The 23969-nt window shown below is 51.0% G+C and carries 25 protein-coding genes and 3 tRNA genes; 18 read left to right on the top strand and 10 right to left on the bottom strand.

Annotated features, from left to right (window positions below; genetic code table 11):
- Window positions 1-333 precede the first annotated feature (333 nt).
- From ACMYUL_RS10820 to ACMYUL_RS10780, 9 genes are all read left to right on the top strand, one after another.
- Window positions 334-975: a helix-turn-helix transcriptional regulator gene (locus tag ACMYUL_RS10820; protein WP_070656649.1), complete on the top strand. Its 642-nt coding sequence runs from the start codon at window positions 334-336 to the stop codon at window positions 973-975.
- Between the two features lie 395 nt (window positions 976-1370).
- Complete coding sequence (locus ACMYUL_RS10815; RefSeq protein WP_070656651.1) at window positions 1371-2513, top strand: HigA family addiction module antitoxin; 1143 nt, start codon at window positions 1371-1373, stop codon at window positions 2511-2513.
- Entirely contained in the window at window positions 2506-2994 is a 489-nt protein-coding gene (locus ACMYUL_RS10810; protein ID WP_070656652.1) for a hypothetical protein, read from the top strand. Before ACMYUL_RS10815 ends, ACMYUL_RS10810 begins: the two co-directional genes overlap by 8 nt.
- Before the next feature lie 226 nt (window positions 2995-3220).
- On the top strand, window positions 3221-3421 hold the full coding sequence (locus ACMYUL_RS10805; RefSeq protein ID WP_070656653.1) for a hypothetical protein: 201 nt from the start codon (window positions 3221-3223) through the stop codon (window positions 3419-3421).
- A 125-nt stretch (window positions 3422-3546) separates the two neighbouring features.
- Complete coding sequence (locus ACMYUL_RS10800; protein WP_070656654.1) at window positions 3547-3762, top strand: hypothetical protein; 216 nt, start codon at window positions 3547-3549, stop codon at window positions 3760-3762.
- Between the two features lie 11 nt (window positions 3763-3773).
- On the top strand, window positions 3774-3971 hold the full coding sequence (locus ACMYUL_RS10795; protein ID WP_049224627.1) for a hypothetical protein: 198 nt from the start codon (window positions 3774-3776) through the stop codon (window positions 3969-3971).
- Between the two features lie 2 nt (window positions 3972-3973).
- The gene (locus tag ACMYUL_RS10790; protein ID WP_003757615.1) at window positions 3974-4114 is read left to right on the top strand and encodes a hypothetical protein; all 141 of its coding nucleotides are present in this window, start codon (window positions 3974-3976) and stop codon (window positions 4112-4114) included.
- A gap of 106 nt (window positions 4115-4220) precedes the next feature.
- Entirely contained in the window at window positions 4221-4460 is a 240-nt protein-coding gene (locus ACMYUL_RS10785; protein WP_003757614.1) for a hypothetical protein, read from the top strand.
- 2 nt (window positions 4461-4462) lie between these two features.
- On the top strand, window positions 4463-4729 hold the full coding sequence (locus tag ACMYUL_RS10780) for a pyocin activator PrtN family protein (RefSeq protein ID WP_415770484.1): 267 nt from the start codon (window positions 4463-4465) through the stop codon (window positions 4727-4729).
- 50 nt (window positions 4730-4779) lie between these two features.
- Here the strand turns inward: ACMYUL_RS10780 and ACMYUL_RS10775 are convergent, their stop codons facing one another.
- Window positions 4780-5595, bottom strand: a complete 816-nt coding sequence (locus ACMYUL_RS10775; RefSeq protein WP_311152550.1) for a hypothetical protein — start codon at window positions 5593-5595, stop codon at window positions 4780-4782.
- Window positions 5558-5752, bottom strand: a complete 195-nt coding sequence (locus tag ACMYUL_RS10770) for a hypothetical protein (RefSeq protein WP_311152551.1) — start codon at window positions 5750-5752, stop codon at window positions 5558-5560. The genes ACMYUL_RS10775 and ACMYUL_RS10770 overlap by 38 nt, the downstream gene beginning before the upstream one ends.
- Before the next feature lie 431 nt (window positions 5753-6183).
- On the opposite strand from ACMYUL_RS10770, the gene ACMYUL_RS10765 reads away from it, so the two are divergent.
- From ACMYUL_RS10765 to ACMYUL_RS10755, 3 genes are all read left to right on the top strand, one after another.
- Complete coding sequence (locus tag ACMYUL_RS10765; RefSeq protein WP_415770481.1) at window positions 6184-7737, top strand: glycosyltransferase family 2 protein; 1554 nt, start codon at window positions 6184-6186, stop codon at window positions 7735-7737.
- Window positions 7738-7900: 163 nt separating this feature from the next.
- Window positions 7901-8662: an endonuclease/exonuclease/phosphatase family protein gene (locus ACMYUL_RS10760; protein ID WP_039405542.1), complete on the top strand. Its 762-nt coding sequence runs from the start codon at window positions 7901-7903 to the stop codon at window positions 8660-8662.
- A gap of 643 nt (window positions 8663-9305) precedes the next feature.
- Window positions 9306-12704 carry a TonB-dependent receptor domain-containing protein gene (locus tag ACMYUL_RS10755; RefSeq protein ID WP_415770479.1) on the top strand — a complete coding sequence of 1133 codons (3399 nt, stop codon included), beginning with the start codon at window positions 9306-9308 and terminating at the stop codon, window positions 12702-12704.
- A 95-nt stretch (window positions 12705-12799) separates the two neighbouring features.
- Here the strand turns inward: ACMYUL_RS10755 and dnrN are convergent, their stop codons facing one another.
- The 4 genes from dnrN to ACMYUL_RS10735 all read right to left on the bottom strand — a co-directional run bounded on the left by dnrN (window position 12800) and on the right by ACMYUL_RS10735 (window position 13923).
- Window positions 12800-13273, bottom strand: a complete 474-nt coding sequence (gene dnrN, locus ACMYUL_RS10750; RefSeq protein WP_415770477.1) for an iron-sulfur cluster repair protein DnrN — start codon at window positions 13271-13273, stop codon at window positions 12800-12802.
- Between the two features lie 250 nt (window positions 13274-13523).
- Window positions 13524-13614: transfer RNA gene (locus tag ACMYUL_RS10745), tRNA-Ser, on the bottom strand.
- 94 nt (window positions 13615-13708) lie between these two features.
- Window positions 13709-13795 (bottom strand) — tRNA-Leu (locus ACMYUL_RS10740).
- 41 nt (window positions 13796-13836) lie between these two features.
- Window positions 13837-13923 (bottom strand) — tRNA-Leu (locus tag ACMYUL_RS10735).
- A gap of 93 nt (window positions 13924-14016) precedes the next feature.
- Between ACMYUL_RS10735 and rnr the strand changes: the two genes are divergently transcribed.
- The gene (rnr, locus tag ACMYUL_RS10730; RefSeq protein WP_415770476.1) at window positions 14017-16506 is read left to right on the top strand and encodes a ribonuclease R; all 2490 of its coding nucleotides are present in this window, start codon (window positions 14017-14019) and stop codon (window positions 16504-16506) included.
- A 187-nt stretch (window positions 16507-16693) separates the two neighbouring features.
- On the opposite strand, the gene ACMYUL_RS10725 is transcribed toward rnr, so the two are convergent.
- Together ACMYUL_RS10725 and ybeY are read right to left on the bottom strand one after the other, a co-directional pair.
- Window positions 16694-17518 (bottom strand): HlyC/CorC family transporter, encoded by an 825-nt coding sequence (locus ACMYUL_RS10725; protein ID WP_003757575.1) that lies wholly within the window; start codon window positions 17516-17518, stop codon window positions 16694-16696.
- 1 nt (window position 17519) lies between these two features.
- The gene (gene ybeY / locus ACMYUL_RS10720) at window positions 17520-18035 is read right to left on the bottom strand and encodes an rRNA maturation RNase YbeY (RefSeq protein WP_203026471.1); all 516 of its coding nucleotides are present in this window, start codon (window positions 18033-18035) and stop codon (window positions 17520-17522) included.
- Between the two features lie 174 nt (window positions 18036-18209).
- Between ybeY and ACMYUL_RS10715 the strand changes: the two genes are divergently transcribed.
- The 5 genes from ACMYUL_RS10715 to ACMYUL_RS10695 all read left to right on the top strand — a co-directional run bounded on the left by ACMYUL_RS10715 (window position 18210) and on the right by ACMYUL_RS10695 (window position 21878).
- Window positions 18210-18587, top strand: a complete 378-nt coding sequence (locus tag ACMYUL_RS10715) for a hypothetical protein (protein ID WP_415770473.1) — start codon at window positions 18210-18212, stop codon at window positions 18585-18587.
- 46 nt (window positions 18588-18633) lie between these two features.
- The gene (gene hemC, locus ACMYUL_RS10710) at window positions 18634-19572 is read left to right on the top strand and encodes a hydroxymethylbilane synthase (protein ID WP_415770471.1); all 939 of its coding nucleotides are present in this window, start codon (window positions 18634-18636) and stop codon (window positions 19570-19572) included.
- A 261-nt stretch (window positions 19573-19833) separates the two neighbouring features.
- On the top strand, window positions 19834-20382 hold the full coding sequence (locus ACMYUL_RS10705) for a carboxymuconolactone decarboxylase family protein (protein WP_415770469.1): 549 nt from the start codon (window positions 19834-19836) through the stop codon (window positions 20380-20382).
- Window positions 20383-20533: 151 nt separating this feature from the next.
- Window positions 20534-21622 carry an acyl-CoA dehydrogenase family protein gene (locus ACMYUL_RS10700; RefSeq protein ID WP_415770467.1) on the top strand — a complete coding sequence of 363 codons (1089 nt, stop codon included), beginning with the start codon at window positions 20534-20536 and terminating at the stop codon, window positions 21620-21622.
- Window positions 21623-21707: 85 nt separating this feature from the next.
- Complete coding sequence (locus ACMYUL_RS10695) at window positions 21708-21878, top strand: rubredoxin (RefSeq protein WP_003757556.1); 171 nt, start codon at window positions 21708-21710, stop codon at window positions 21876-21878.
- 87 nt (window positions 21879-21965) lie between these two features.
- Here the strand turns inward: ACMYUL_RS10695 and ACMYUL_RS10690 are convergent, their stop codons facing one another.
- Both ACMYUL_RS10690 and fabG read right to left on the bottom strand, forming a co-directional pair.
- Complete coding sequence (locus ACMYUL_RS10690) at window positions 21966-23210, bottom strand: beta-ketoacyl-ACP synthase (protein WP_415770465.1); 1245 nt, start codon at window positions 23208-23210, stop codon at window positions 21966-21968.
- Complete coding sequence (gene fabG / locus ACMYUL_RS10685) at window positions 23204-23932, bottom strand: 3-oxoacyl-ACP reductase FabG (protein ID WP_003757552.1); 729 nt, start codon at window positions 23930-23932, stop codon at window positions 23204-23206. Before fabG ends, ACMYUL_RS10690 begins: the two co-directional genes overlap by 7 nt.
- Between the last annotated feature and the right edge of the window lie 37 nt (window positions 23933-23969).

Here is a 23969-nt window from a genome sequence, read left to right as displayed (position 1 = left end):
GGCTATGATCTCGTTTCGGAAATCAGGTCGGATACAGAAACCCGACCATTAGTAAGCAAAATTACATTTTCGTAGCACCGCTTCGGTGTTACCGCCCTTCGGTTTTCGATTTGCCACAAAAACGACAGAGACAAACCCAACTTTTGGGCATATTCCGACCTTGCTCCACGCTTAGTCGAAAGCGTTTTAATAAATTCAGCGTGAGTCATATCTGCTCCATTTCCAAACATTAAACAAGTTTAGCAGTCATTAAACACAAAAGCAAATATATTTATTATTTGTTTGTTTAGTAGAAACTAAATAGAATATGAATATTACTGCTGGGAGATAGCTATGAATAAGTCAGAATTGAAAGAAATACGGATTGAGAATTTAAAAAAATTCTTTGAAGACAAAACCCTACCGACAAAAGACAAAAGCCTTTTGTCCCAATTGATGAGCGGCAAAGCATCTTTTGGCGAAAAAGTCAGCAGGCGACTGGAAGAAGACTACGGCATGGGACCATATTATTTGGATTCCACGCCAAACAGTACGATTGGTTCAGATGACGATCAACAAATCCGCTTTGAACGCCTCAACATCGAAGCGGCATGCGGCAATGGTATCGAAAACTTGCCCGCGGAAGTCGTCGATTACGTCAACGTATCGCGCCTGTGGGCAAAAGACAAATTCGGCGGAAACCTGTCCCACATCAAAATCATCACCGCACGCGGCGACAGCATGGCAGGAACTATTGATGAAGGCGACGTTATATTTGTCGACACCGCCGTTACTGAAATGATGGAAGACGGCGTATACCTGATTCATGTTTCCGACGGCCTGCGCGCCAAACGCCTGCAACGTACCGTTACCGGCGGCGTCAAAATTCTAAGCGATAACAAACGCTACGAAACCGAAACTGTAGAGAAACACGACCTTGAACAGCTTAAAATCTGCGGCAAAATCAAAGGCGCGTGGAAGCTCGAAGAGATGTAGCAGAAAAGGCCGCCCGAATCTAGGGCGGCTAACCTAATCTAAGAATCTTAAATCTACGGATTTATAGATTTACACTAAGTGTAAATTTGATATAATAGAGATATTGACATGCAGTTGAAGTTCGAAACAGATTACTTATACCTGCTATTCACTGATCCGTTCTTTCAAGACGGGCAGATAGGCACAAAGGCGACTGCCACATACAGGCTGATTGTGAATTATCTGCTGTCTGCCCAAAACGTATCTGATCTTCATCAAGCCCGCTTTTTGGACTTACTGCCGTGTAACGATGGTTCGGACTTCCATTCCATAACCGTCAATCAAAAATATAAATTAATTATCAGTATTGAAAACAAGCAGATTGTATTGCACAAACTTGATTCACAAGACCCAAAATGAACACTCAAATTCTACCCGCCCAACCGATACACGCAGGACAAGTCCTGAAGGCTGAACTGGCAGCTCGCAACCTGACGCAGGCGGACTTGGCGGAAATTATTCAGCGGCCGGCAAAAACCATCAATCAGATTATTACCGGAAAGCTGGGTATTACCCCCGATACCGCCATGCAGCTCTCTCAAGCACTGGGTATTTCGGCTGAAACATGGCTTAATCTTCAATCACGCTTCCAACTCTCGATGCTAGAAGCAGACAAGTATCAAGATATTCCGCTAAGGGCAGCACTTTATCAAAACTATCCGGTTAAAGAGATGGTCAGACGCGGGTGGATTACTGCCGGTAAAACGTTTGAAGAGTTAGAAAGTGCTGTAAAAAACTTCTTCAATCTCGAGACAATCAACCAAACACCGCAATTCCAATTTTGCGCCAAGCAAAATGTCGCGGCTTACCAACAAACAATCAGCACTACCAACTTGGCATGGCTGTTTAAAGTCAGACAGTTGGCAGCCGAACAACTGACAACGGGAAAATTCAGCAATGCGGCTGTAAAAAAAGCCATTGACGAATTGTCCGGTCTGCTCCGTTCGGCAGAAGAAGTCCGCCACGTTCCCAAAATACTGTCTGCATGCGGCGTCCGATTAATCTTTGTCGAAAGCTTGCCCAACAGCAAACTGGATGCCGCCTGTTTTTGGCTGGACAATCAAAAGCCGGTTATCGGCATGACCTTGCGCTACGACCGCATAGACAATTTCTGGTTTACCCTCCGGCATGAATTGGAACACATCCTAAACGGAGACGGCAAAAACCAGGCTGTCATTGATGAAGACATCGGCATTCAGATCGACGGGCTACCCGAATCGGAACATTTGGCAAACAAAGCAGCGGCAGATTTTTGCGTCCCCGCCGCCAAACTTGACAGCTATATTGTCCGCGTAGGTGCCTATATTTTTTCCGAAAGGAAAATTATTGCCTTTGCAGGTGTCAATGAAATACACCCGGGCTTGGTAGTCGGGCAACTTCACAACCGCACAGGAAAATATCAGCAATTGCGCAAACATCTTGTTCCGGTACGGAATTTCATTTTAAACGGCTCAACCTATGACGGCTGGGGTTTTGCAAATAGGAGTAATGATGAGTAACGCCACAAAAAAACGAATCGCAGAAATCGTAGAACAATACAAACAGGCCAAAGGCATTGAAGACGGAAGAGTAGATGTGCATGATTTGGCAGGATGGGCATTGGACAACAAACTTTACCAACCCAATATGCGCGATGAAATCCAGCTTGCCGCCAATACATTTTCACGCCACTTCAGAGAAGAGCTGCGTGCAGACCCTAAAGGACGCAGCTATCGTGCCAAACACGCGGTAAGAGAAAGCATTAACGGCAAACAGCTCACATTGTGGGCAGATTTGGACGACCCCAATGTCCCCGTAGAACATTTTCATAAAGCATTTTCGCAGCGGCGTCAGCAAATCGTCGGCGACTGCTTCCAGCTAAAAACCGATGTCGATGTATGCAACGACAAAAAAGGCAGCGCAATTCCTCTATCGTTGAATTTCGAGGATGACGTAGCAGAAGCTGAATACTTACGGGACAACCCCGAAACCGCCGCCTAATCCCTCCCCTTGAAAAACCGCCCACTGGGCGGTTTTCTTTCACCTGGACATCCAAAACCGCCTACCGCCAGTCCCGTTAGGCATTTTTTTTTGCAAATTAAATTCCCTTAAAAATCAGATAATTTAATATTTATTGAACAAACAATAAACTTTTTACTTGACTATGAATTAAGTGTTTACTAAACTACATCCATCGAAACAAACAACAGCCACATGGAGTAACGACATGGAAACCATCACCATCCCTAAAGAAAATTTCGACGCTTTGCTAAATCTCGCAAGAACCGCCGTCGCCCTGGACGAAAATTTTATTCCAAAGATCAATTACGGAGCATCCGCCATACCAGCCGAAGGCTTTGCCGCACTTAACGAATTTGGAATAGCCCGCGCCGCCGTGGAATCTTTGGAAATTCTCAAAATTAAATAACCTCCTCGGTATTGTCATTCCGCGATACCGGCAACCTAACCACCCCCTCTTTAATAAAAAAGGTCGTCTGAAAGCGTGAATCTTCAGACGACCTCCACAAAAACCTAACCCCGAAAGACCCCAAAATGACCATCACAGAAGAATACTCCATCGACATCCGCGTAACCGCCGAAACTACCCGCACTGCCCACGGCCACCCCGTAGAGCACTACGGTTGCGACATCATCAACACCGACGGCGAACTCATTGTCGGACTTGTTCCCGAGTACAAAACCCCCATGGCGGCAGTCAAACAAGCATTGACAGCCCTAACTCAAAACGATCTGCAAAAAGCCTGCTGACGGAGTATGAAATGAAAGCCCCAATCGGAGCAGTTGTGCTTGCCATACTTGCAGCCTGCACCACACCTCAACCTTCTCAAGAAACCGAAGCCCAACGCCTCATCCGCCAACAACAGGACGCTGCCGACTTCGCAACCCTGCAACTTGAAAAAACCTACGAACGCATGACCACAGAAGAACGTATGCGCGGCATCGTTTACGGAGAGTAAATATGGAAAACATCATCAACATCGCCACCGCCATTATTATTATTGCCGTACTGATGGCTGCACTCATCATGTTGACAGTAGAAATAATGGTACAGAACCGAATTACAAAAATACTAGAAATCCTCTTCCAAGAAGAAGAATAATGCCACCCATCATTGCCCTGATACTAATCATCCTTCAAATCATCACCGAGCGCACCACCGGCATTAAATTCAAACGGTGGGCGGACGGCACCACGAAAGACACAAAATGACCCTGACAGACCGCATACAGCATACCCAAATTAACACCCAACCCAATATAGGCTTCCGGCATCACGACGGCAAATGGCAGGTAATCGAATACCAACCTCCCCAATATAACAAAAAACACTGGACAAAGAATAACGCAGGCAGACGACGAAGCACCAAAGTTCTGAAAGAATTCACCACCCGAACAGATGCGGAAGACTACGCAGAAAGAATAAGACAACAACACAAGGCACACTAAAAATGGAAAACCTACCTACCCGCCAACGGCTCATGCTCATCTACGGCAAAACCCACATCACCCTCGAACAGGCCACTGCCGACTGGTTACCGCACATAAACGAAAAAACCGCGCGCCGCCGCGCCAAAACCCAAACCCTCCCATGGCCGGTCATCAATACGGACAACAGTCAAAAAAGCAGCCAATTCGTCAGTCTTTCCGCCATCGCCGACTGGCTAGACCAACGCGAACAGCAGGCAAAAACCGAATGGCGGAAAATACATGGATAACAAAAAGGCCGTCTGAATTTCAGACGGCCTCAATTTTATTCAGAGTAACCTCAAGCAATCTTTCTAAAAATAACTAGCGGCGTGATACCGTATTCATTAAACCGACGCCCCATAACCGTACGCAGATGCAGAAACGCTGTAAAGTAACTAGTATCCATATCTGTCATATACTCAAAAACCTTCTTGTCCAAATCATTATTATCATTTGGCAAAGCATCCAAAACCGCTACCACATGCCACTCACCCGGAATGGTAACGTCATGTTTCAAAGCAAGAGCCGAAGTATTGGGCAGCATATCATCATGTCTGACCGCACACCACACTGACTTTTCATCATCGAAAACACGTATTTGCAGCAATTTCGGCAACGACTCCATCATAGCGGCCGTACTTTTTATTTCAGCCTCTTTTTCACGCCGCTTGCGCCGGTGTGCTTCGGTAGAATTGGGCATAGACGCCAATTGCATTTCCATCGATGGCTTGACCATACTATTCATTAAAGCCAAATCAACAATCTGCATCCTACCCGAAAACAAAACAACCTGTCCCGGCTTCGCCTGCTCAATATTATCTCGTATCAACCCGCGCGCATTCAATTCACGAATAACACTTAATGGCATATTCTTAGATGTATCAAAGCTGTTTTGGCGGGAAGACTTAATATTGCTGCTATTTTCGACCCCTCCGCTAAAGACAGCCAGACCGCCCTTAAGATTTTGCTTGTTCTGGTCTTCCGAACTATGCGTAACCACACTCTGCGTCAGCAAACCGTCCTTATCCAACTGCGCATTGTAAAATGCCAATACATCATGATTGATGTAGATAAAATCATACAGGCAGTTTTCCTCTGCTTCTTGCCGTTCCATCACGGATTTCCTTTTCAATCAAAGCCTTTTTCCGTTCAAATTCAGCACTATTGCGGGCAGCAGCAGCAATGCCTTCTGCAATCGCTTTTTTTTCCTGACTCCCCACCTTATCGCCGAAATACGCCAAAGCAGCCTTATAAAGTGATTTTTTGAACATAATTTCCTCCTTGCGGAGCATTTTCCAATCAAACAGTTTTAGTTTACTTGGTTTTATGCACCCAAACAACCGAAACCTGACTGTATGCAATTTCAGATTCACAACTTTTGCAATCACACATCCACAAAACATGCTCATTCGATATGATTTGATAATGGCGTATTTTTTGAACCATATTTACACCATAACCTTCAACAAAATTACAATTAATTGATTTTATTGAAACATAAAACCCATATTCAAAGCCCCTGCATGGGCGCAAGGATAAGCTGCATATCGGAGGAGGTCGTCTGAAAAAAGGAAATGCGTATTGTAGCGGTATATCGGTTAAAATACACGCTTTCCACGAAGAACTGACCGCCGCCATTGCCGAACTGCCTTGATCTCCCGATTTTGATTTTTCAGACGACCCCTTTTCAGACGACCTCATCATGAACCCGAAAATTCCCGCCACAGCAGCCATGTTGGTCAAAAACTCGGAACGCTATCTGACCGAAGTCTTGACCGCGCTTCAAGACTTCGACGAAGTTTTGCTGCTCGACAACGGCTCGACCGACCGCACCTTTGAAATCGCCGAACGTTTCACCAACGTCAGTTATTACAAATACGACTTCATCGGCTTCGGCCCGATGAAAAACCTTGCCGCCCGCCTCGCGCAAAACAATTGGATATTCAGCATAGACAGCGACGAAGTGGCGGATAGCGAATTGGTTGCCGCCATCCGCAAAGCCGTGGCGGAAAACAAAGAACAAAACATCTTCTCGCTCTCGCGCCTGAACCACTACAACGGCCGCCTGATCAAAGCCTGCGGCTGGTATCCCGACATTATCCCGCGCCTTTACCACCGACGCTTTACCCGTTTTTCCGACCGTCAGGTGCATGAATCGCTGATCTTGCCGCCCGATTCAAACGTCCGTCCGCTCGAAGGTCGTCTGAAACACTATTCCTTTGAAAACGCCGAAGGGCTGATTCAAAAAATGCAGCAATACAGCTCGCTCTACGCCGAAGAAAACCGCTACAAAAAAGACAGCTCACCCTTCAAAGCCCTGTTGCACGGCAGCGTATCGTTTGTCAAAAACTACCTGCTCAAACGCGGTTTCGCCTACGGCGCGGACGGCTTGACCATTTCCATCGCCAATGCGCAAGGTTCGTACTACAAATATGTCAAACTTTACGAGCGCAACCGCAATATCAGCGTCGCCTTGATTATTACCACCTACAACCGTCCCGACGCGCTGGAGCTGGTTTTGAAATCCGCACTCGCGCAAACCCGCCTGCCCGACGAAATCATCGTCGCGGACGACGGTTCGCGCCAAGACACCGCCGAAGTCGTCGAGTTCATCCGCAGCCATACCGACATCCCCGTCAAACATTCTTGGCGGCCGGACGACGGCTTCCGTGCCGCCGAATCACGCAACCGCGCGCTAGCGCAGGCAAAAAGCGACTACATCATCCTTATCGACGGCGACATGATACTCGACCCGTCCTTCATCGCCGACCATCTCAAGCTCGCACGCAAAGGCAGGCTGATACAGGGTTCGCGCGTCATCCTGACCCAAAGCCGCACCCAGGAAATTTTAGATTCCGGCGAATTGCCCGATTTGTCCGCGTTCAGCCAAGGCATAGAAAAACGCCTCTCCGCCCTGCGCTGCCGCAGCCTGTCCGCCCTGATCGGCAGACAAAGCAGCCGCAAACACAAAGGCATCAAAACCTGCAATATGGGCTTTTTCCGCAGCGATGCGCTGGCCGTCAACGGCTTCGACAACCGCTTTGTCGGCTGGGGACGCGAAGACAGCGAGTTCGTCGCCCGCCTCTTCCATAACGGCATGAAACGCCATAACCTCAAATTTGCCGGCATCGCCTACCACCTCTGGCACCACGAAGCCGAACGCGACGCCCTGCCGCAAAACGACGCCCTGCTCAAAGCCACGCTGTCCGAACAAAAAATCCGCTGCGAAGACGGCATGGACGAGTTCATAAAATAAACCGTTTTGCGCTTGTCCCCCCTCAAACGTCGTCTGAAACCTTTCAGACGACGTTTTACCTTCAAGCAGCCGTTCAACCATCAAATCTTTACTGAAACCAAACACTTGCAGTGTTATACTATTAATACAACGACAAACTACTCACACACTACGGTTACACATCATGTCCCCCCGCCCGATTACCATCACCTCATACAACATGCACAAAGGCATGTCCGCGCTCAACCGCAAAGTCCAAGTGGACAGCATGGCGGAAGAGCTTCGCGGCATAGGCTCGGATGTCCTGTTTTTACAGGAAGTGCAAGGTCAACACCTGACCCGCAGCAGCAGGCTGCCCGATTTTCCCGAAAAACCGCATTACGATATCCTCGGCGACCGCCTTTCCTACAACCGCAGCTACGGCAAAAACGCCGTATACCCGCAGCGCCACCACGGCAACGCCATCCTCAGCCGCCTGCCGCTGGAAACCCGCCACAACCTCAACATCAGCGTCAACAAACTCGAACAGCGCGGCGTACTCCATTGCGAAGTCCTGCCCGAAGGCTGGGAAACCCCGCTCGTCTGCCTCTGCGCCCACCTCAACCTGCGAGAACCCGACCGCGCCAAACAATATCGCGCCATCTTCGAATACGTCGTGCATCACATCGACCCGCAAAGCCCGCTGATTCTCGCCGGCGATTTCAACGACTGGCGGCAAAAATCCGCCCTGTCCTTAGGCAACGCCTTGAACCTGAACGAAGTATTCGTGGACAGCAACGGCAAACGCCCCAAAACCTTCCCCGCCCGCCTGCCCGTCCTCAGCCTCGACCGCGTCTATACCCGCAACTTGGAAGTCCTAGACTCCCAAATCCACAACGGCAAAAACTGGCAACGCCTCTCCGACCACTTGCCCTTGAGCGTCAAAGTCAGACCCAAACTGCCTTGACCGCACCAATGCCAAAGGTCGTCTGAAAATCTGAAATCGGGATTTTCAGACGACCTTTTTATGTCGGCAAATCAAATTCAAGCCATTATTCAATCAACTTCAAACTCAGCAAACTTTTTACGAAATCCAATACAACCCCGGCTCGCCCGAATTCAAAAATATATAGTGGATTAAATTTAAATCAGGACAAGGCGACGAAGCCGCAGACAGTACAGACAGTACGGCAAGGCGAGGCAACGCCGTACTGGTTTAAAGTTAATCCACTATAATTTTCCGAGATACCAAAATGCCAAAGTTATATTGCTTGGCGTCTGTTTACACATTATCGGGTTTTAGTTAAAATTATTATATAAATAATAATCATAATCAATTTATGTTATTTTGCAGCTCTTAAAGAAACAAAGCATTTTGTCCGCCATTCCTTTCCACACAATCGGTAAACTATGGATATTTTCCTTTGTTTTATCAAAATGCCATTCCCTTTCGTGAAGCAAGCGCATCCATATCAACGGTTCGAACAAACCATTTAATCAATTGGCTGCAATCCCATTACATTCGGTTCACGTTTTATTTTCCGATGCTATCTGGAAGCATTTCAGATTTCGCCTATTTTCAAGCTGTTGCGAACAAAGGAAAATCCATCATGAAACCTGTCAAATCCATCGAATTCCCCTCTACACCCAAAATATTGGTTTTATTCTTGAGTATGCTGTGGCATACACCGTTATGGGCGGAAAATACTACCCCCACCCAAAGCGTGCAGATGGATACCATTACCGTCAAAGCACAGCGCAACCGGGATAAAAGCGGCTACACCCAAGTCTATAGCCGCGATATCAGCAATATGTACAAAGGCAAGCAGGAAATCGAAACCTACCGCGGCAGCAGCGTGGCCGATTTAATCGGCGGTATGGCAGGCGTGTTCAGCGGCGATGCGCGCAACAGCGGTGCGCTCGACCCCAACATACGCGGCATTCAAGGCGAAGGCAAAGTACCGGTAACGTTAGACGGTACGGAACAAGCCATCAGTGTATGGCGCGGTTTTGAAGGCGTATCCAACCGCAACTACATCGACCCGAATCTCGTCAGCAGCGTCTATGTGGAAAAAGGCGCATCAACAAACCGTGACATCCGCACCGGCATAGGCGGCTCGGTCAGCATGAAAACGCTGGAAATTGATGACGTTGTGCCGAAAGACCAAAAATTCGGCATGGAAGTCAAAATGGAAACCGGCAACAACAGCATCAAACAGCGCGAATACGCCCATGCTGCATCATGGAACAAAGACTACCGCCGCTACCCGAGTCCCTACTCCTTCGACCGTATGGACTGGGCGATTATGCTGGACGACAGCGACCGCCAGAAACAGCGTTTTGGCGGGCGTGGCAAATTGTTTAAAGACAACGCATTCCGTCTTTCTGCCGGTATGCGCGGCGAAGTGTTTGACGGCTTGATTGCCTACGCCTGGCGGGACAAAGGCAATTATTTTACCGGCAGCAAGGGGGCAGAACGCTACGGCTACCTCCCCAATGCCAGCTCTATGACCGAGGAAGAATTTACCAAAAAAGTTACGGATATTCAGGAATATACCGCCAATGTCGGTACGTATTACCATCCGTCCGGCGAAGTGGCCAACACCTCCCTGAATATGCGTTCGTGGCTGGGCAAAGGCACGTTCAAACTGCCCGACAACCAAAAAATACAGCTCGGCATACGCCGCACCCATGCCCGTTTCGGCGAAGTTATGCCGTACAGCATCCTGTTCGGCAACATCGGCGGAAGCAAACTCAAACCCGACGGTTCGGCCGAAACCGACATGAGCAAGCTCACCAAAGGCACGCTGATGGCTGAATGGCCGCAGGCATGGGTGAAGCAGACCGCCGTCAACCTCGACTACACATGGAAACCCGAAAACAACCGCTGGATAGATTTGAAGGCGGGGATTTGGGGGACGTTTAACAATTCGCAAACCAATTCCACCGGCGGCTATCCCGCATCCACCCTGTTCCTCGACAAAATATTCAACGAAAAATACGCCGAAGACTGGTATTACAAAGGCAAAGAACCCGAATGGGACAAACTGCCGCCCAATACCAACAACCGTTTCAACGTTTTTAATGCCGCCGCCTACCGCGCCAAAAACAACCGCCTGGGCATCAACCTGTCCAATAAAATGAAATTATCCGACAAATTGGAACTGACACTGACGGGCGACTACCAACGCGAAAAACTCAAAGGCGGCAGCGATACCAGCTGGATACTCGCATTGCCCGAAGAAGAATCCCAAAAACTGTTCTGGGAAGACCCTGAGACTACCTTAAATTCCAACTTCGCCCTGACCATGCCGCGCAAAGGCAAGCGCGATGAATGGAATCTCGGCTTCAACTTCAAATATCAGCCCACTTCCTGGCTGACACTGAACGCGGGCGGCCGCTATACCGACTACCACCAAACCGACAACTTTCTCCGCAGCTACATCGACAAAAACCGCGCATGGTTGGAACAAGGAAACAAACTCGACGTCTTGTCAGACAACAGCAGGGATTTCGTATACCTGCAATATCGGCTTGCCACGCCGGAAGAATACCGTGCCTATCGGGAATTATCCGACCAATATCATGCCGAGCAAAAGGCCTACGATCAAGACCCGGCAACCATACGGGCAAAAGCCGAATGGGATGCCTACGACAAGCGTTTTTGGAATTGGATAAACAGCCTGCCCGTTCCAGACCTTGCCTGGGCATTGGAAAACCGGGCCAAAGAAACTCAGCGCTGGCAAGATAACCGGCCCCAATTTCCGGAAGAATCCGAAAAACTAACAGAGCTGCGCAACCGTTTTATGGAAGCGGACGATCTAAGCAGCGGCTGGAAATCAATACCCAACTGCACCGCAAACGAAGCAAATGGAAACTGTATCTACTGGCGGCGTTCGCATCCCGAAGAAAACCCCGTCCGAACAGGCGCGCTTAATTTCTTAAACGAAACCGGCGTCAACCCTGCCACAGGCAAAGTCGAAAAGCGTTATAAGGCAGACGTAACAACCGATATCAACAATCCCGCTATCGAATACCGGCACCTGACCGAAGAAGAGCTGCACAAAATGTGGGACAAACGCGGCCATGCCTTCGCTCCCATGTTCTCCGCCACCGTCCAGCTTGGCGACAACACCCGCCTGTTCGCCCGTTATACCGAATTCAAACGCTTCCCCAGCATGTATGAAGGTACATTCGGCTTCGGCAACCACAGCATCGCCAAAGGTTTCAGCGTCCCGTTTGGCAGACTCCTGATCCCGCTCAAACCCGAACACGCCAAAAATTGGGAAATCTCCCTCAGCCACGACTTCACCCGCCTGCTGCCCAAAATGCGCTATGCGGACGTTCGCCTGACCTACTTCCACAACAAAACCCGCAACGTCATCGACCGCAACTACGCCACCTGGCAAATCAGCAATTACGACAAACAAGTCATCAGCGGACTGGAGCTGCAAACCCGCTTCGACAACGGCAGAGTATTCGGCGACTTGGGCGTGGTGCGGAACATGAAAAACGAAGTCTGCGACCGCCGCGCCGTCGAAGAACAATACGATGTGGAACAATACATCTACCACGGCCGCACCTTCCCCGTGCCTTACTGCCAAAACGGCGGCCTCTCCGGCGGCTGGCTGATCAACCGCATCCAGCCGCGCTGGTCGGTCGTTGCCAACCTCGGCGGCAGGTTTCTAAACGAAAAACTCGAAATCGGTTCGCGCCTGACCTTCCACAGCCGCGTCGAAGACAAACAACAGCCCTCCGCCCGCTGGCACGACTACTACCTGCAGCGCGACGGCGCAAACAGTGAAGTCTTCCGCAGCGACAACGGCAACGCCAACTGGCAGCCCGTTACTGTCGTGGATGCCTATGTGCGCTACAAATTCAACAAACATTTCAGCGCGGAACTCACCGGCAGCAACCTGACCGACCGCTATTACCTCGACCCCATGAGCCGTTCCTACATGCCCGCCCCGGGCCGTACCCTGCGCATCGGTTTGACGGGGAAATGGTAATTTCATCTAACAGAAAACAGCCTCTTTGCGTACTGGCAAAACATTAAGGTCGTCTGAAAAACAATTTTCAGACGACCTTTGGACCAGCTTTATTTTTAAGAAGCCAATACGCGTGGGAACAGGATTTCATTTTCCAAATGGATATGATTGGTCAAATCATCCACCATTTCGCGTGCCAATGTATACAGGCGCGTCCAGCTTCCGCAAGCGTTTTCGGGAACAGTCAGATTATTGGTCAATTCAAGCAGCTTGGCTACGGCTTGGTCGTGTTCCTCATGCTCGTGCATCATCACATTAATCGGCATTGCCGCTCCACGACCGATGCCTTGTTTGATCATCGGAAACAGCATGCGCTCTTCCTTCATCATGTGCATCAACAGTTCGTTTTGCATATAGGCAAGCAACTCCGGCACTTCAGCCGGAAAACTGTCGGCGTGTACCTCTGCGACTTTTTGAGCCAACGGAACCAGCTCTTCAAATTGCCCGCGGTGTACATCGTGGTAACGTTGCAGGATATGGTCGATGGTTGCACCAAACGGCGCAGTTTCCCATACGGTAAAATCAGTCATGGCAGTGTCCTTGGGTTTGTATCAGGTCGGCAAATTCAGACGACCTTTTTAAAGATGGATTTTTTATGAATGTATGAAACGAGTGAAGGATACACCTGCAAAACTGATTTGTATAGATGGAACCGGAACGTATAACAAATTGAGAATAAAAGTAATTTCTTTTTCAAAGAGAGACTGAAGCAGCTTGTCACCTGAATTGAAGGCAAGAAAAAAGCCCGTCTTGATTAAGCAAGACGGGCTGTTTGGAATCTGGCAGAGAGGAAGGGATTCGAACCCTCGATACGCTATTCACGTATACACGCTTTCCAGGCGTGCGACTTAAACCACTCATCCACCTCTCTGTGGAATTAAACATATTTTACTGTCTGATATTGTATCTTAATCAGACAAATAAATCTATTCAATAAAAAATCCGGATAAGCCGGATAATTGATTTGGTGCCCAGGAGAAGACTCGAACTTCCACACCCGTGAGGATACTAGCACCTGAAGCTAGCGCGTCTACCAATTCCGCCACCTGGGCAATTAGAATGGAGATAAGCAAAGCGGCGCGACCAAAAATTTTGGTGCCCAGGAGAAGACTCGAACTTCCACGCCCGTGAGGACACTAGCACCTGAAGCTAGCGCGTCTACCAATTCCGCCACCTGGGCTTTGCTTTATTTCCTATTTTGCGTTACAGTGATTGACTATTTCGCAAAGAAGCGGTCATTATATATTTTAGAAAAAGAATGTCAACAAATAAAATGAACAAAAATATTAAATCTTTAAATTTACGAGAAAAAGACCCGTTTTTGAAACGGGAGAAACAACGTTACGAACATCCGCTGCCAAGCAGGGAGTGGATCATTGAATTATTGGAACAAAAAGGCGTGCCGTCCAAAATCGAAGTCTTGGCACGCGAGTTGTCGATTACGGAAGAAGAGTACGAATTTTTCGAACGTCGTCTGAAAGCGATGGCGCGGGACGGTCAGGTTTTAATCAACCGTCGCGGCGCGGTTTGCGCGGCGGACAAATTGGATTTAGTTAAATGCCGTGTCGAAGCGCACAAAGATGGCTTCGGCTTCGCCGTACCGCTCACGCCCACCAAAGACGGCGACTTTGTTTTATACGAACGCCAAATGCGCGGCATCATGCACGGCGACATCGTTACCGTCCGCCCTGCCGGCATCGACCGCAAAGGCCGCCGCGAAGGAACGGTTTTAGATATTGTCGAACGCGCGCAAAGCAAAGTGGTCGGGCGTTTCTATATGGATCGCGGCGTGGCGATTTTGGAAGCGGAAGACAAACGCTTGAATCAAAGCATCGTCTTGGAACCTGACAGCGTCGCGCATTTCAAACCCGAATCCGGTCAGGTCATCGTTGGCGAAATCGAGACTTATCCCGAACAAAACCGCCCTGCCGTGGCGAAAATCATTGAAGTATTGGGCGATTATGCCGACAGCGGCATGGAAATCGAAATCGCTGTGCGCAAACACCATTTGCCGCACCAATTCAGCGAAGCGTGTGCCAAAGCCGCGAAAAAAATCCCCGACCATGTTCGTAAAAGCGATTTGAAAGGCCGCGTCGATTTGCGCGATTTGCCTTTGGTAACGATTGACGGCGAAACGGCGCGCGATTTCGACGATGCCGTGTTTGCTGAGAAAATCGGACGCAATTACCGTTTGGTCGTGGCGATCGCCGATGTCAGCCATTATGTCCGCCCCGATGACGCTATCGATACGGATGCGCAGGAACGCAGCACCAGCGTCTACTTCCCGCGCCGCGTGATTCCCATGTTGCCGGAAAACCTGTCGAACGGCATCTGCTCGCTCAATCCCGATGTCGAGCGTTTGTGCATGGTGTGCGACATGGTCATCACTTACGCGGGCAATATTAAAGAATACCGCTTCTACCCTGCGGTTATGCGTTCCCATGCCCGCCTGACTTACAACCAAGTCTGGGATTGGATTTCAGACGACCTCGACCATCCGCACAAAGCCCAAATCGACACTCTCTACAAACTCTTCAAAATCCTTCAGAAAAAACGCTTCGAACGCGGCGCGATGGAGTTTGAAAGCGTCGAAACCCAAATGCTTTTCGACGACAACGGCAAAATCGAAAAAATCGTGCCCGTTGTCCGCAACGACGCCCATAAATTGATTGAAGAGTGCATGTTGGCGGCGAACGTCTGCGCGGCAGAGTTCCTGATGAAGAACAAGCACACCGCCCTCTTCCGCAACCATTTAGGTCCGACACCCGAAAAACTCGCCACCCTGCGCGAGCAGCTCGGCTTATTGGGTTTGCAACTGGGCGGCGGCGACAACCCGACACCGAAAGACTATGCCGCACTTGCCGAACAATTCAAAGGCAGACCCGATGCCGAATTACTGCAAGTCATGATGCTGCGCTCCATGCAGCAGGCAGTTTACGAACCGCATTGCGACGGACACTTCGGCCTTGCCTACGAAGCATACGCCCACTTCACCTCCCCCATCCGCCGCTATCCCGACCTGACCGTCCACCGCGCCATCAAAGCCGTGTTGAACCAACAAACCTACACGCCAAACAAAAGCTGGCAGGCTTTGGGCGTACACACCTCGTTCTGCGAACGCCGCGCCGACGATGCCAGCCGCGACGTGGAAAACTGGCTGAAAACCTATTACATGCGCGATAAAGTCGGCGAAATATTCGAAGGCAAAATCTCCGGCATGACCAACTTCGGCCTCTTCGTTACCTTAGACGGCATCCACATCGACGGCTTGGTACACATCAGCGATTTGGGCGAAGACTATTTCAACTTCCGCCCCGAAATCATGGCGATAGAAGGCGAACGCAGCGGCGTCCGTTTCAACATGGGCGACAAAGTCAGCGTCCGAGTAGCGCGCGCCGATTTGGACACCAGCAAAATCGACCTGACCTTGATCAGCGGCGGAAGCAGCGGCAAGAAACGCCGCGCCAAAACCACCGCCCAAACCGGCTCGAAAACCAAGCGCAAACTGACGGCGAAAGAAATCGACGACGCGATGAAAACGCCTGTAAAACAGGAAAAACCCGCCGCCAAACGCCGCAGCAAAGCCCAACCGGCCAGCGCAGCAACGTCGTCTGAAAACGGCAAAAAGAAAACCGCCAAAGCCAAAACGGCAACGGAAAAAGCCAAACGCAAAGACAAGAAGCCAAGCAAAAGCGTGAAAATCAAGGTGAAAAATCCGGATACCGCGCCAACCAAGCGCAAAGGCAGAAGCAAGGCTAAATAGTCTGTCTTTGGGCCAACTTCAAAAGCTGTTTAACGAACAGGTGCGATAAAAAACGGCGGTTGTTCATCATCTACATTTCTACATAACCACCGTTCCATTTCTCCTTAATTCAAGACCAAAAGGTCGTCTGAAAACCTGTTTCCAAGTTTTCAGACGACCTTGCTTCATTTGTTCTTCAAGTAAATTGTTATTTCACCTTAGTCGCCATCAACGTATGCAACCGGCGGTTGTCGGCGCGGGCGACAGTGAACTGCAAACCGCCGATAACGACTTTTTCTCCGCGCACGGGCAGGTGTCCCAATTCCTGAATGACCAGTCCGCCGATGCTGTCGGCTTCTTCGCTGCTGTAATCCGTACCGAAAAAGGCATTGATGTCTTCAATTTCGGTTACGGCGTTGATACGCCAGCGTTCGGTGGAAACGGCGTGGATATTGTCCGCGCTTTCGTCTTCGTCAAACTCGTCTTCGATGTCGCCGACGATTTGTTCGATAATGTCTTCAAAAGTTACCAGACCCGACGTGCCGCCGTATTCGTCGATAACGATTGCCATGTGGTTGCGCTGCTCGCGGAATTCTTTCAAAAGCGCGTTCAGCGATTTGCCTTCGGGTACAAAGACGGCGGGACGAAGGATGGATTTGAGGTTGAACTGCTCGGGATTGAACATGTATTTGAGCAGGTCTTTGGCATGCAGGATGCCGAGGACTTCGTCTTTGTCTTCGCCGATGACGGGGAAACGGGAATGGGCGGTCTCGATGACGTAGGCAGTGATGCGCTCGATGCTGTCGTTTTCTTTCAAAACGTTCATGTGGCTGCGGGTAATCATGGCATCGCGCACTTCCAAGTCGGCAAAGTCGAGGACTTTTTCCAGCCGCAAAAGTGTATCCGCGTCAAACACTTCCTGCTCGTGCGCCTGCCGCAGCAGGCTGAGTACGTCTTCGGCGGAATCGGGTTCGCCGGCAAGTCGGGAAATCAAACGTTCGAAAAATGTCGGTTTCGACCGGGTGTCGTCCATTTCAGTATTCGTCCTCTTGGTAAGGGTTGGGATAACCTGCCGCCTGCATCAGGCGGATTTCGAGCGCCTCCATTTCTTCGGCCTCGTTCTCTTCTATGTGGTCGTAACCCATCAGGTGCAGCGTGCCGTGCATGGTCAGGTGGGCAAAGTGCTGCTCGGCGGTTTTGCCCTGCTCGGCAGCTTCTTTCAATACGACTTGCGGGCAGATGATCAAATCGCCGCAAAGCTCGTCTGAAAACTGATCGGGCAGGATTTCGCCTTCGTTCAAGGCAAAACTCAACACATTGGTGGCGTAGTCTTTGCCGCGGTAATCGCGGTTGTAGGCGCGGGCTTCTTCTTCGTCCAGCAGAATCAGGCTGATGTCGGCGCGGCGGTATTCGTTTTTCAACGCTGCCCATGCCCAGCGGTAAAAATCGCGTTCGCTCGGAAGGTCAGCAGCGGTTGAGGCGTTTTCAAAATTCAGGCAGAAACGTTGCCGCTGCAACGATAAGAAGGGATATTTTTTGGCGCGTTTCATGCTGTAAGGCTGTTGGGGTTAAAATGTTTTTAGAGAATAAGTTTTATTTTACGGCAGTATGGACTACCATCATGCCGGTACACATTATAGTTTATTTCGTTGCAACAGATATAGTGCAACGGCTTCTCCGACAGCTTCGCAGCGAAATACCTTTATCAACCACGGTAATTGCAAATGAACAAATTTCTTTTCTCCATACTGATTGCCCTGACAGCCTGCTCCCCGCAAAACAAAATCGAAACGTCGGCTGCCAAACCGACAGAAACGACGGCAGAAAAAAACAGCGGCGATACGGTCAAAATGACAGGGACAGTCCATTATTCGCTCGAACAGGCTGAATTTACCGCCGACGGGAAGACCTATTTCATCAACGGCGGCGACAGCCTGATGGATCAAGTAGAAAAGAATCGCCTGAGTTCCGGCTCATACAACGTTACCCTGAACAATATCTGCATTCAGGGAAAAGTGCTGACCAAAGAGCAAAACCAAGGCAACGGATTCGGCCCCTTGGGCAAGTACAGTCAGGCGGTTACCGTAGAAAGTTTGTGTTAGACTGTCGAACTTCCCGCCTCATGAATTAGAAAATCAGAAACTGCAAATGAACCCGAAAAAACTCGTTATCGCCAGCCGCGAAAGCCTGCTTGCCATGTGGCAGGCAAAACATATCCAAGGTCGTCTGAAAACCCTGTATCCCGACTGCGAAGTCGAAATCTTGGGCATGACCACGCGCGGCGACCAGATTTTGGACAAAACCCTGTCGAAAATCGGCGGCAAAGGCCTGTTTATCAAAGAGTTGGAACAAGCCTTGCAGGACGGTCGCGCCGATTTGGCCGTGCATTCGATTAAAGACGTGCCGATGGATTTGCCCGAAGGCTTCGCCCTTGCCGCCATCGGCGAGCGCGCCAATCCGTTTGACGCGTTCGTATCCAACCAATACGCGCGTTTGGAAGAAATGCCCAAAGGCGCCGTCGTCGGCACATCCAGCCTGCGCCGCGAAGCCCAGTTGCGCGCCCGCTATCCGCACTTAATCATCAAGCCCCTGCGTGGCAACGTACAAACCCGCCTGTCCAAACTCGACAACGGCGAATACGATGCCATCATCCTCGCCGCCGCCGGATTGCAGCGTTTGGAACTGGACGAACGCATCCGCCTGATCCTCTCCGAAGCCGACAGCCTGCCCGCCGCAGGACAAGGCGCGTTGGGCATCGAAATCGCCGCACACCGCACTGACCTTCTCGACGTCTTGAAACCCTTAAACCACGATGTCACACACGCCTGCGTTACCGCCGAACGCGCCCTCGCCCGCGCTTTGGGTGGAAGCTGCCAAGTGCCGCTTGCCGCGTATTGCACTGAAGAAAACGGCCTGCTCACCCTGCGCGGGCTGGTCGGACACCCCGACGGCTCGATAATCTTGCAGGCAGACGCGCAAGCCCCCGCCGCCTACGCCGATGCGCTCGGACGCGCGGTCGCCAAAAAGCTGGCGGACGACGGCGCGCAGGAATTGATTGAAACCGTTTTGAAAGAACAAGCCGAATAAATCGGTTCGCAAGAAAAGGTCGTCTGAAAACTGTATTTTGGTTTTCAGACGACCTTTCTTTTGATTTCTGATTTCCTTCCATTTACATCTATATTTGAAAACTATCGATGTAATTAAATAATTATATAAATCTAATCAATTTCTTGGACGTTTATAACTATTGGTTTTATCAAAATAATTATCAGGTCTTTCAACTTTGGGATTTGTTTCCCTACTATGCCCTCCATCTTTTGACAAATCGCAAATAAAAAGGAAACCAATATGGCACGCTTAACCGTACACACCGTCGAAACCGCTCCCGAAGCAGCAAAAACCCGCGTCGAAGCCGCGTTGAAAAACAACGGCTTTATCCCCAACCTCATCGGCGTATTGGCAAACGCGCCTGAAGCGTTGGCGTTTTATCAAGAAGTCGGCAAATTGAACGCCGCCAACAGCCTGACTCCCGGTGAAGTCGAAGTCATCCAAATCATCGCCGCCCGCACCAACGAATGCGGTTTCTGCGTGGCAGGCCACACCAAACTGGCAACCCTGAAAAAACTCCTGTCCGAACAATCCATCAAAGCCTCGCGCGCGTTGGCGGCAGGCGAATTTGACGATGCCAAACTGGGCGCGCTCGCCGCGTTTACCCAAGCCGTGATGGCGAAAAAAGGCGCGGTATCCGATGCCGAACTCAAAGCCTTCTTCGACGCCGGCTACAACCAGCAGCAGGCTGTCGAAGTCGTGATGGGCGTTGCCCTGGCTACTTTGTGCAACTACGTCAACAACGTCGCGCAAACAGAAATCAACCCTGAATTGCAGGCGTTCGCCTGATTCTGACCCAAGGTCGTCTGAAAAGCGGCGGCAAAACCGTTTGCCCGTTTTCAGACGACCTTTTTCAAAAACGCCGTCCCTGTAACGGACTGCTTCCCCTTTCCAACGGAACGCCCCCGCGCCGTCCGCACACATTTTCAAGGATAAGACCATGAACCGTGAAACCTTATTGTCTCAAGTTGCCGAACTCGTCAAAACCAAACTCAAACCCTTAGTGGACGAAATCGACCGCAATGGTTTGTATCCCGAAGATTTTATGCGCGAACTCGGCGCCATCGGCGGATTCGGCGCAGTCGGTACAGAAGCGGAAGGCGGCAACGGCTTGGGTTTGGCGACACAAACCGCAGTCCTGCGCGAAGTCGGCAAAGAATGCGGCGCGACCTCGTTCAGCGCATGGTGTCAGGCGGCTTGCGCGTGGTATCTGCACCAAACGCCCAACCAAGCCGTCAAAGACAAATACCTCGCCGACATCCTGCAAGGCAAAGTATTGGCGGGTACGGGCATGTCCAATACCGTCAAACACCTCGCCGGCATTGAAAAACACAACCTTCAAGCCGAGCGCGTGGACGGCGGCTACAAAGTCAACGGTGCGCTGCCGTGGGTATCCAACATCGGCGAAGACCACATCTGGGTGAATACCGCCCAAATCGGCGACAGCTACGTCATGTTCATCACTGGCGGACAATGGGAAGGCGTAACCCTGCAAGCCTGCCCCGAATTCTGCGCCCTCGAAGGCACGCGCACGTTCAGCCTGAACTTCAAAGACGTATTCATCCCTGACGAAGATGTGATCGCCGCGCCCGAACAGTTCTCCGACTACATCGCCACCATCAAGTCCGGCTTTATCCTGCTGCAAATCGGCATCGGCGCGGGTGTGATCGACGGCAGCCTCGGCATCATCCGCATCGCCAACGTCGTCAACGCCGAGGTCAACAGCTATCTCGACGACAGCTACGACAGCCTCAAGGCCGCCTTGGACGAGGCATGGCAAACCACCGAACGACTGGCAGACTTGGCTTGGAACAACACGCCCGATAACCTCGCCACGCTGAAACTGCGCGCCGCCGCCGCTGAGCTGACGCTTGCCGCCGCCCAATCCGCCGCCTTACACGCCGGTGCCAAAGGCTACCTCATGCGCAGCCCCGCCCAACGCCGCGTCCGCGAAGCCATGTTTGTCGCCATCGTTACCCCCGCGTTGAAACACTTGCGCAAAGAAATCGCGGCGCTGGAAGCGGCATAAGGGCTGAAACAGACCAACAAGGGGTCGTCTGAAAACCTTTTGCCGACCGTTTTCAGACGACCTCAACCATTAGAAGGAACACACCATGGCACAATACATGTGCGGCCCCTGCGGCTGGATTTACGACGAAGACCTCGGCGACCCCGAACACGGCATCGCCCCCGGCACCAAATTTGATGACATCCCCGACGATTGGAAATGCCCCGAATGCGGTGTGGGCAAAGAAGACTTTTATCTGCTGGACTTCGTGATATAGCTTTATACAAACTAAAAAGGTCGTCTGAAAACGTTGAGTCAAACGTTTTCAGACGACCTTTTTGATTTTGTGATGACGCGGCTGCGATCAAGCGTTTTCATCCCGCCATCGTTTGAACACCAGCGAAGTATTCACACCGCCGAAAGCGAAATTGTTGCTGACCACATAATCCGTTTCGATTTCGCGGCCGCCGCTCAAAATATAGTCCACCTTGCCGCAGCGCGGGTCGATGTCGTTCAGATTGACGGTCGGGGCAAACCAGCCGCTGTTCATCATTTCAATGGTGAACCACGCTTCCAGCGCACCGCACGCGCCGAGCGTATGGCCGAGATAGCTTTTTTGCGAACTCATAGGAATGAATCCGAACACGGCTTCGGTCGCCAGCGTTTCGGCGATGTCGCCTTTTTCGGTCGCCGTACCGTGGCCGCTGACGTAGCCGACTTTGTCGGGCGTAATGCCCGCGTCTTGCAGCGCGAGTTCCATACATTTCTGCATGGTTTCTTTTTGCGGCTGGGTAACGTGGCTGCCGTCACTGTTGGCGCCGTAGCCGACGAGTTCAGCATAGATTTTCGCACCGCGCCGTTTGGCGTGTTCCAATTCTTCCAACACAAAAATCCCTGCGCCTTCGCCGATGACCAAGCCGTCACGTCCGCTGTCGTAAGGACGCGGGGTCAGTTCGGGTTCGCCGTTGCGGCGGCTGGCGGCGTAGAGCGAGTCGAAAACATACACTTCGGACGGACAAAATTCTTCGCCGCCGCCCGCCAGCATCATGTCTATCATGCCGTATTTAATCGCCTCATAGGCATAGCCTATGCCTTGGCTGCCGGACGAACACGCGCTCGATGTCGGGATAATACGTCCTTTCAATCCGAAAAAGATGCCGATATTGGCGGCGGTCGTATGCGGCATCATGCGCACATAAGTATTGGCGTTGAAATTGCGCGATGTACCCGTAGTCAGCAGTTCGCCCATGTCGCCGATGTCTTTGGTACTGCCGACAGACGAACCGCACGCCACGCCCATGCGTCCGTCGGTGATGCTTTTGTCTCCAAGCAAACCTGCGTCCGTCAAGGCCTGCTCCGCCGCATCGACACACAGGTGCGACACGCGCCCCATGCTTCTGAGCTGCTTGCGCGTCCAATGTTCGGGCGGGGTGTAGCCTTCAATCGGCGCACCCAGTTGCGCTTCCAATTCAGGGAAACGTCCGCGCCAATCCATATATTTGACGGCATTTTTTTCGGCTTTAAACGCCGCCTGTATGCTTTGCCAATCGCGGCCGAAGGCGGTAATGCCGCCTATGCCCGTTACTACGACTCTTCTGGTATTCAACACAAACCTCCGTTCACCGCAATCACTTGACGCGTGATGTACGCCGCTTTTTCATCCATCAGGAAGCGCACCGCATGCGCCACTTCTTCCGGCAGCCCCATACGCGCGGCGGGGACGGCTTTCAAAATTTCTTCGACAGGTACATTTTCATCGACAATCTCCGTATCGATTAAACCCGGCGCTACACAGTTGACGGTGATTTTGCGTTTCGCCAGTTCGACCGCCAAGGCTTTTGCCGCGCCGATTAAGCCCGCCTTGGACGCGCTGTAATTGACCTGCCCGCGGTTGCCCGTCAAGCCGGACACCGACGCCATGCACACAATCCGTCCGGCTTTGCGGCGGCGTATCATCGGCATGGTCAACGGGTGCAACACATTATAAAAACCGTCCAAATTGGTTCGCAGCACCAAATCCCAATCGTCGTCTGAAAACGCGGGGAAAGCATTGTCGCGCGTCAGTCCGGCGTTCAACACCACACCGTAATACGCGCCGTTTGCTTCGATGTCGGCAGTCAAAATATCGCGGCAGGCTGCGCGGTCGGACACGTCAAACTGCAACACCCTCGCCTGTCTGCCCAAAGCGCGGATTTCTTCCGCTACGGCTTCGGCTTCATCACGGCGGCTGCGGCAATGGACGACTATATCAAAGCCGTCCTCAGCCAAACCGAGTGCGACGGCTTTGCCTATGCCCCGGTTGGAGCCGGTAATCAAGATGGTTTCGCTCATAATGTTTCCTATTGGTTGGCGCGGTCTGCTTATTGGT

The sequence above is a fragment of the Neisseria sp. CP9 genome (genome assembly GCF_047758525.1).
Lineage (GTDB): Bacteria > Pseudomonadota > Gammaproteobacteria > Burkholderiales > Neisseriaceae > Neisseria.
This window is presented reverse-complemented; position numbering and strand designations above follow the sequence as displayed.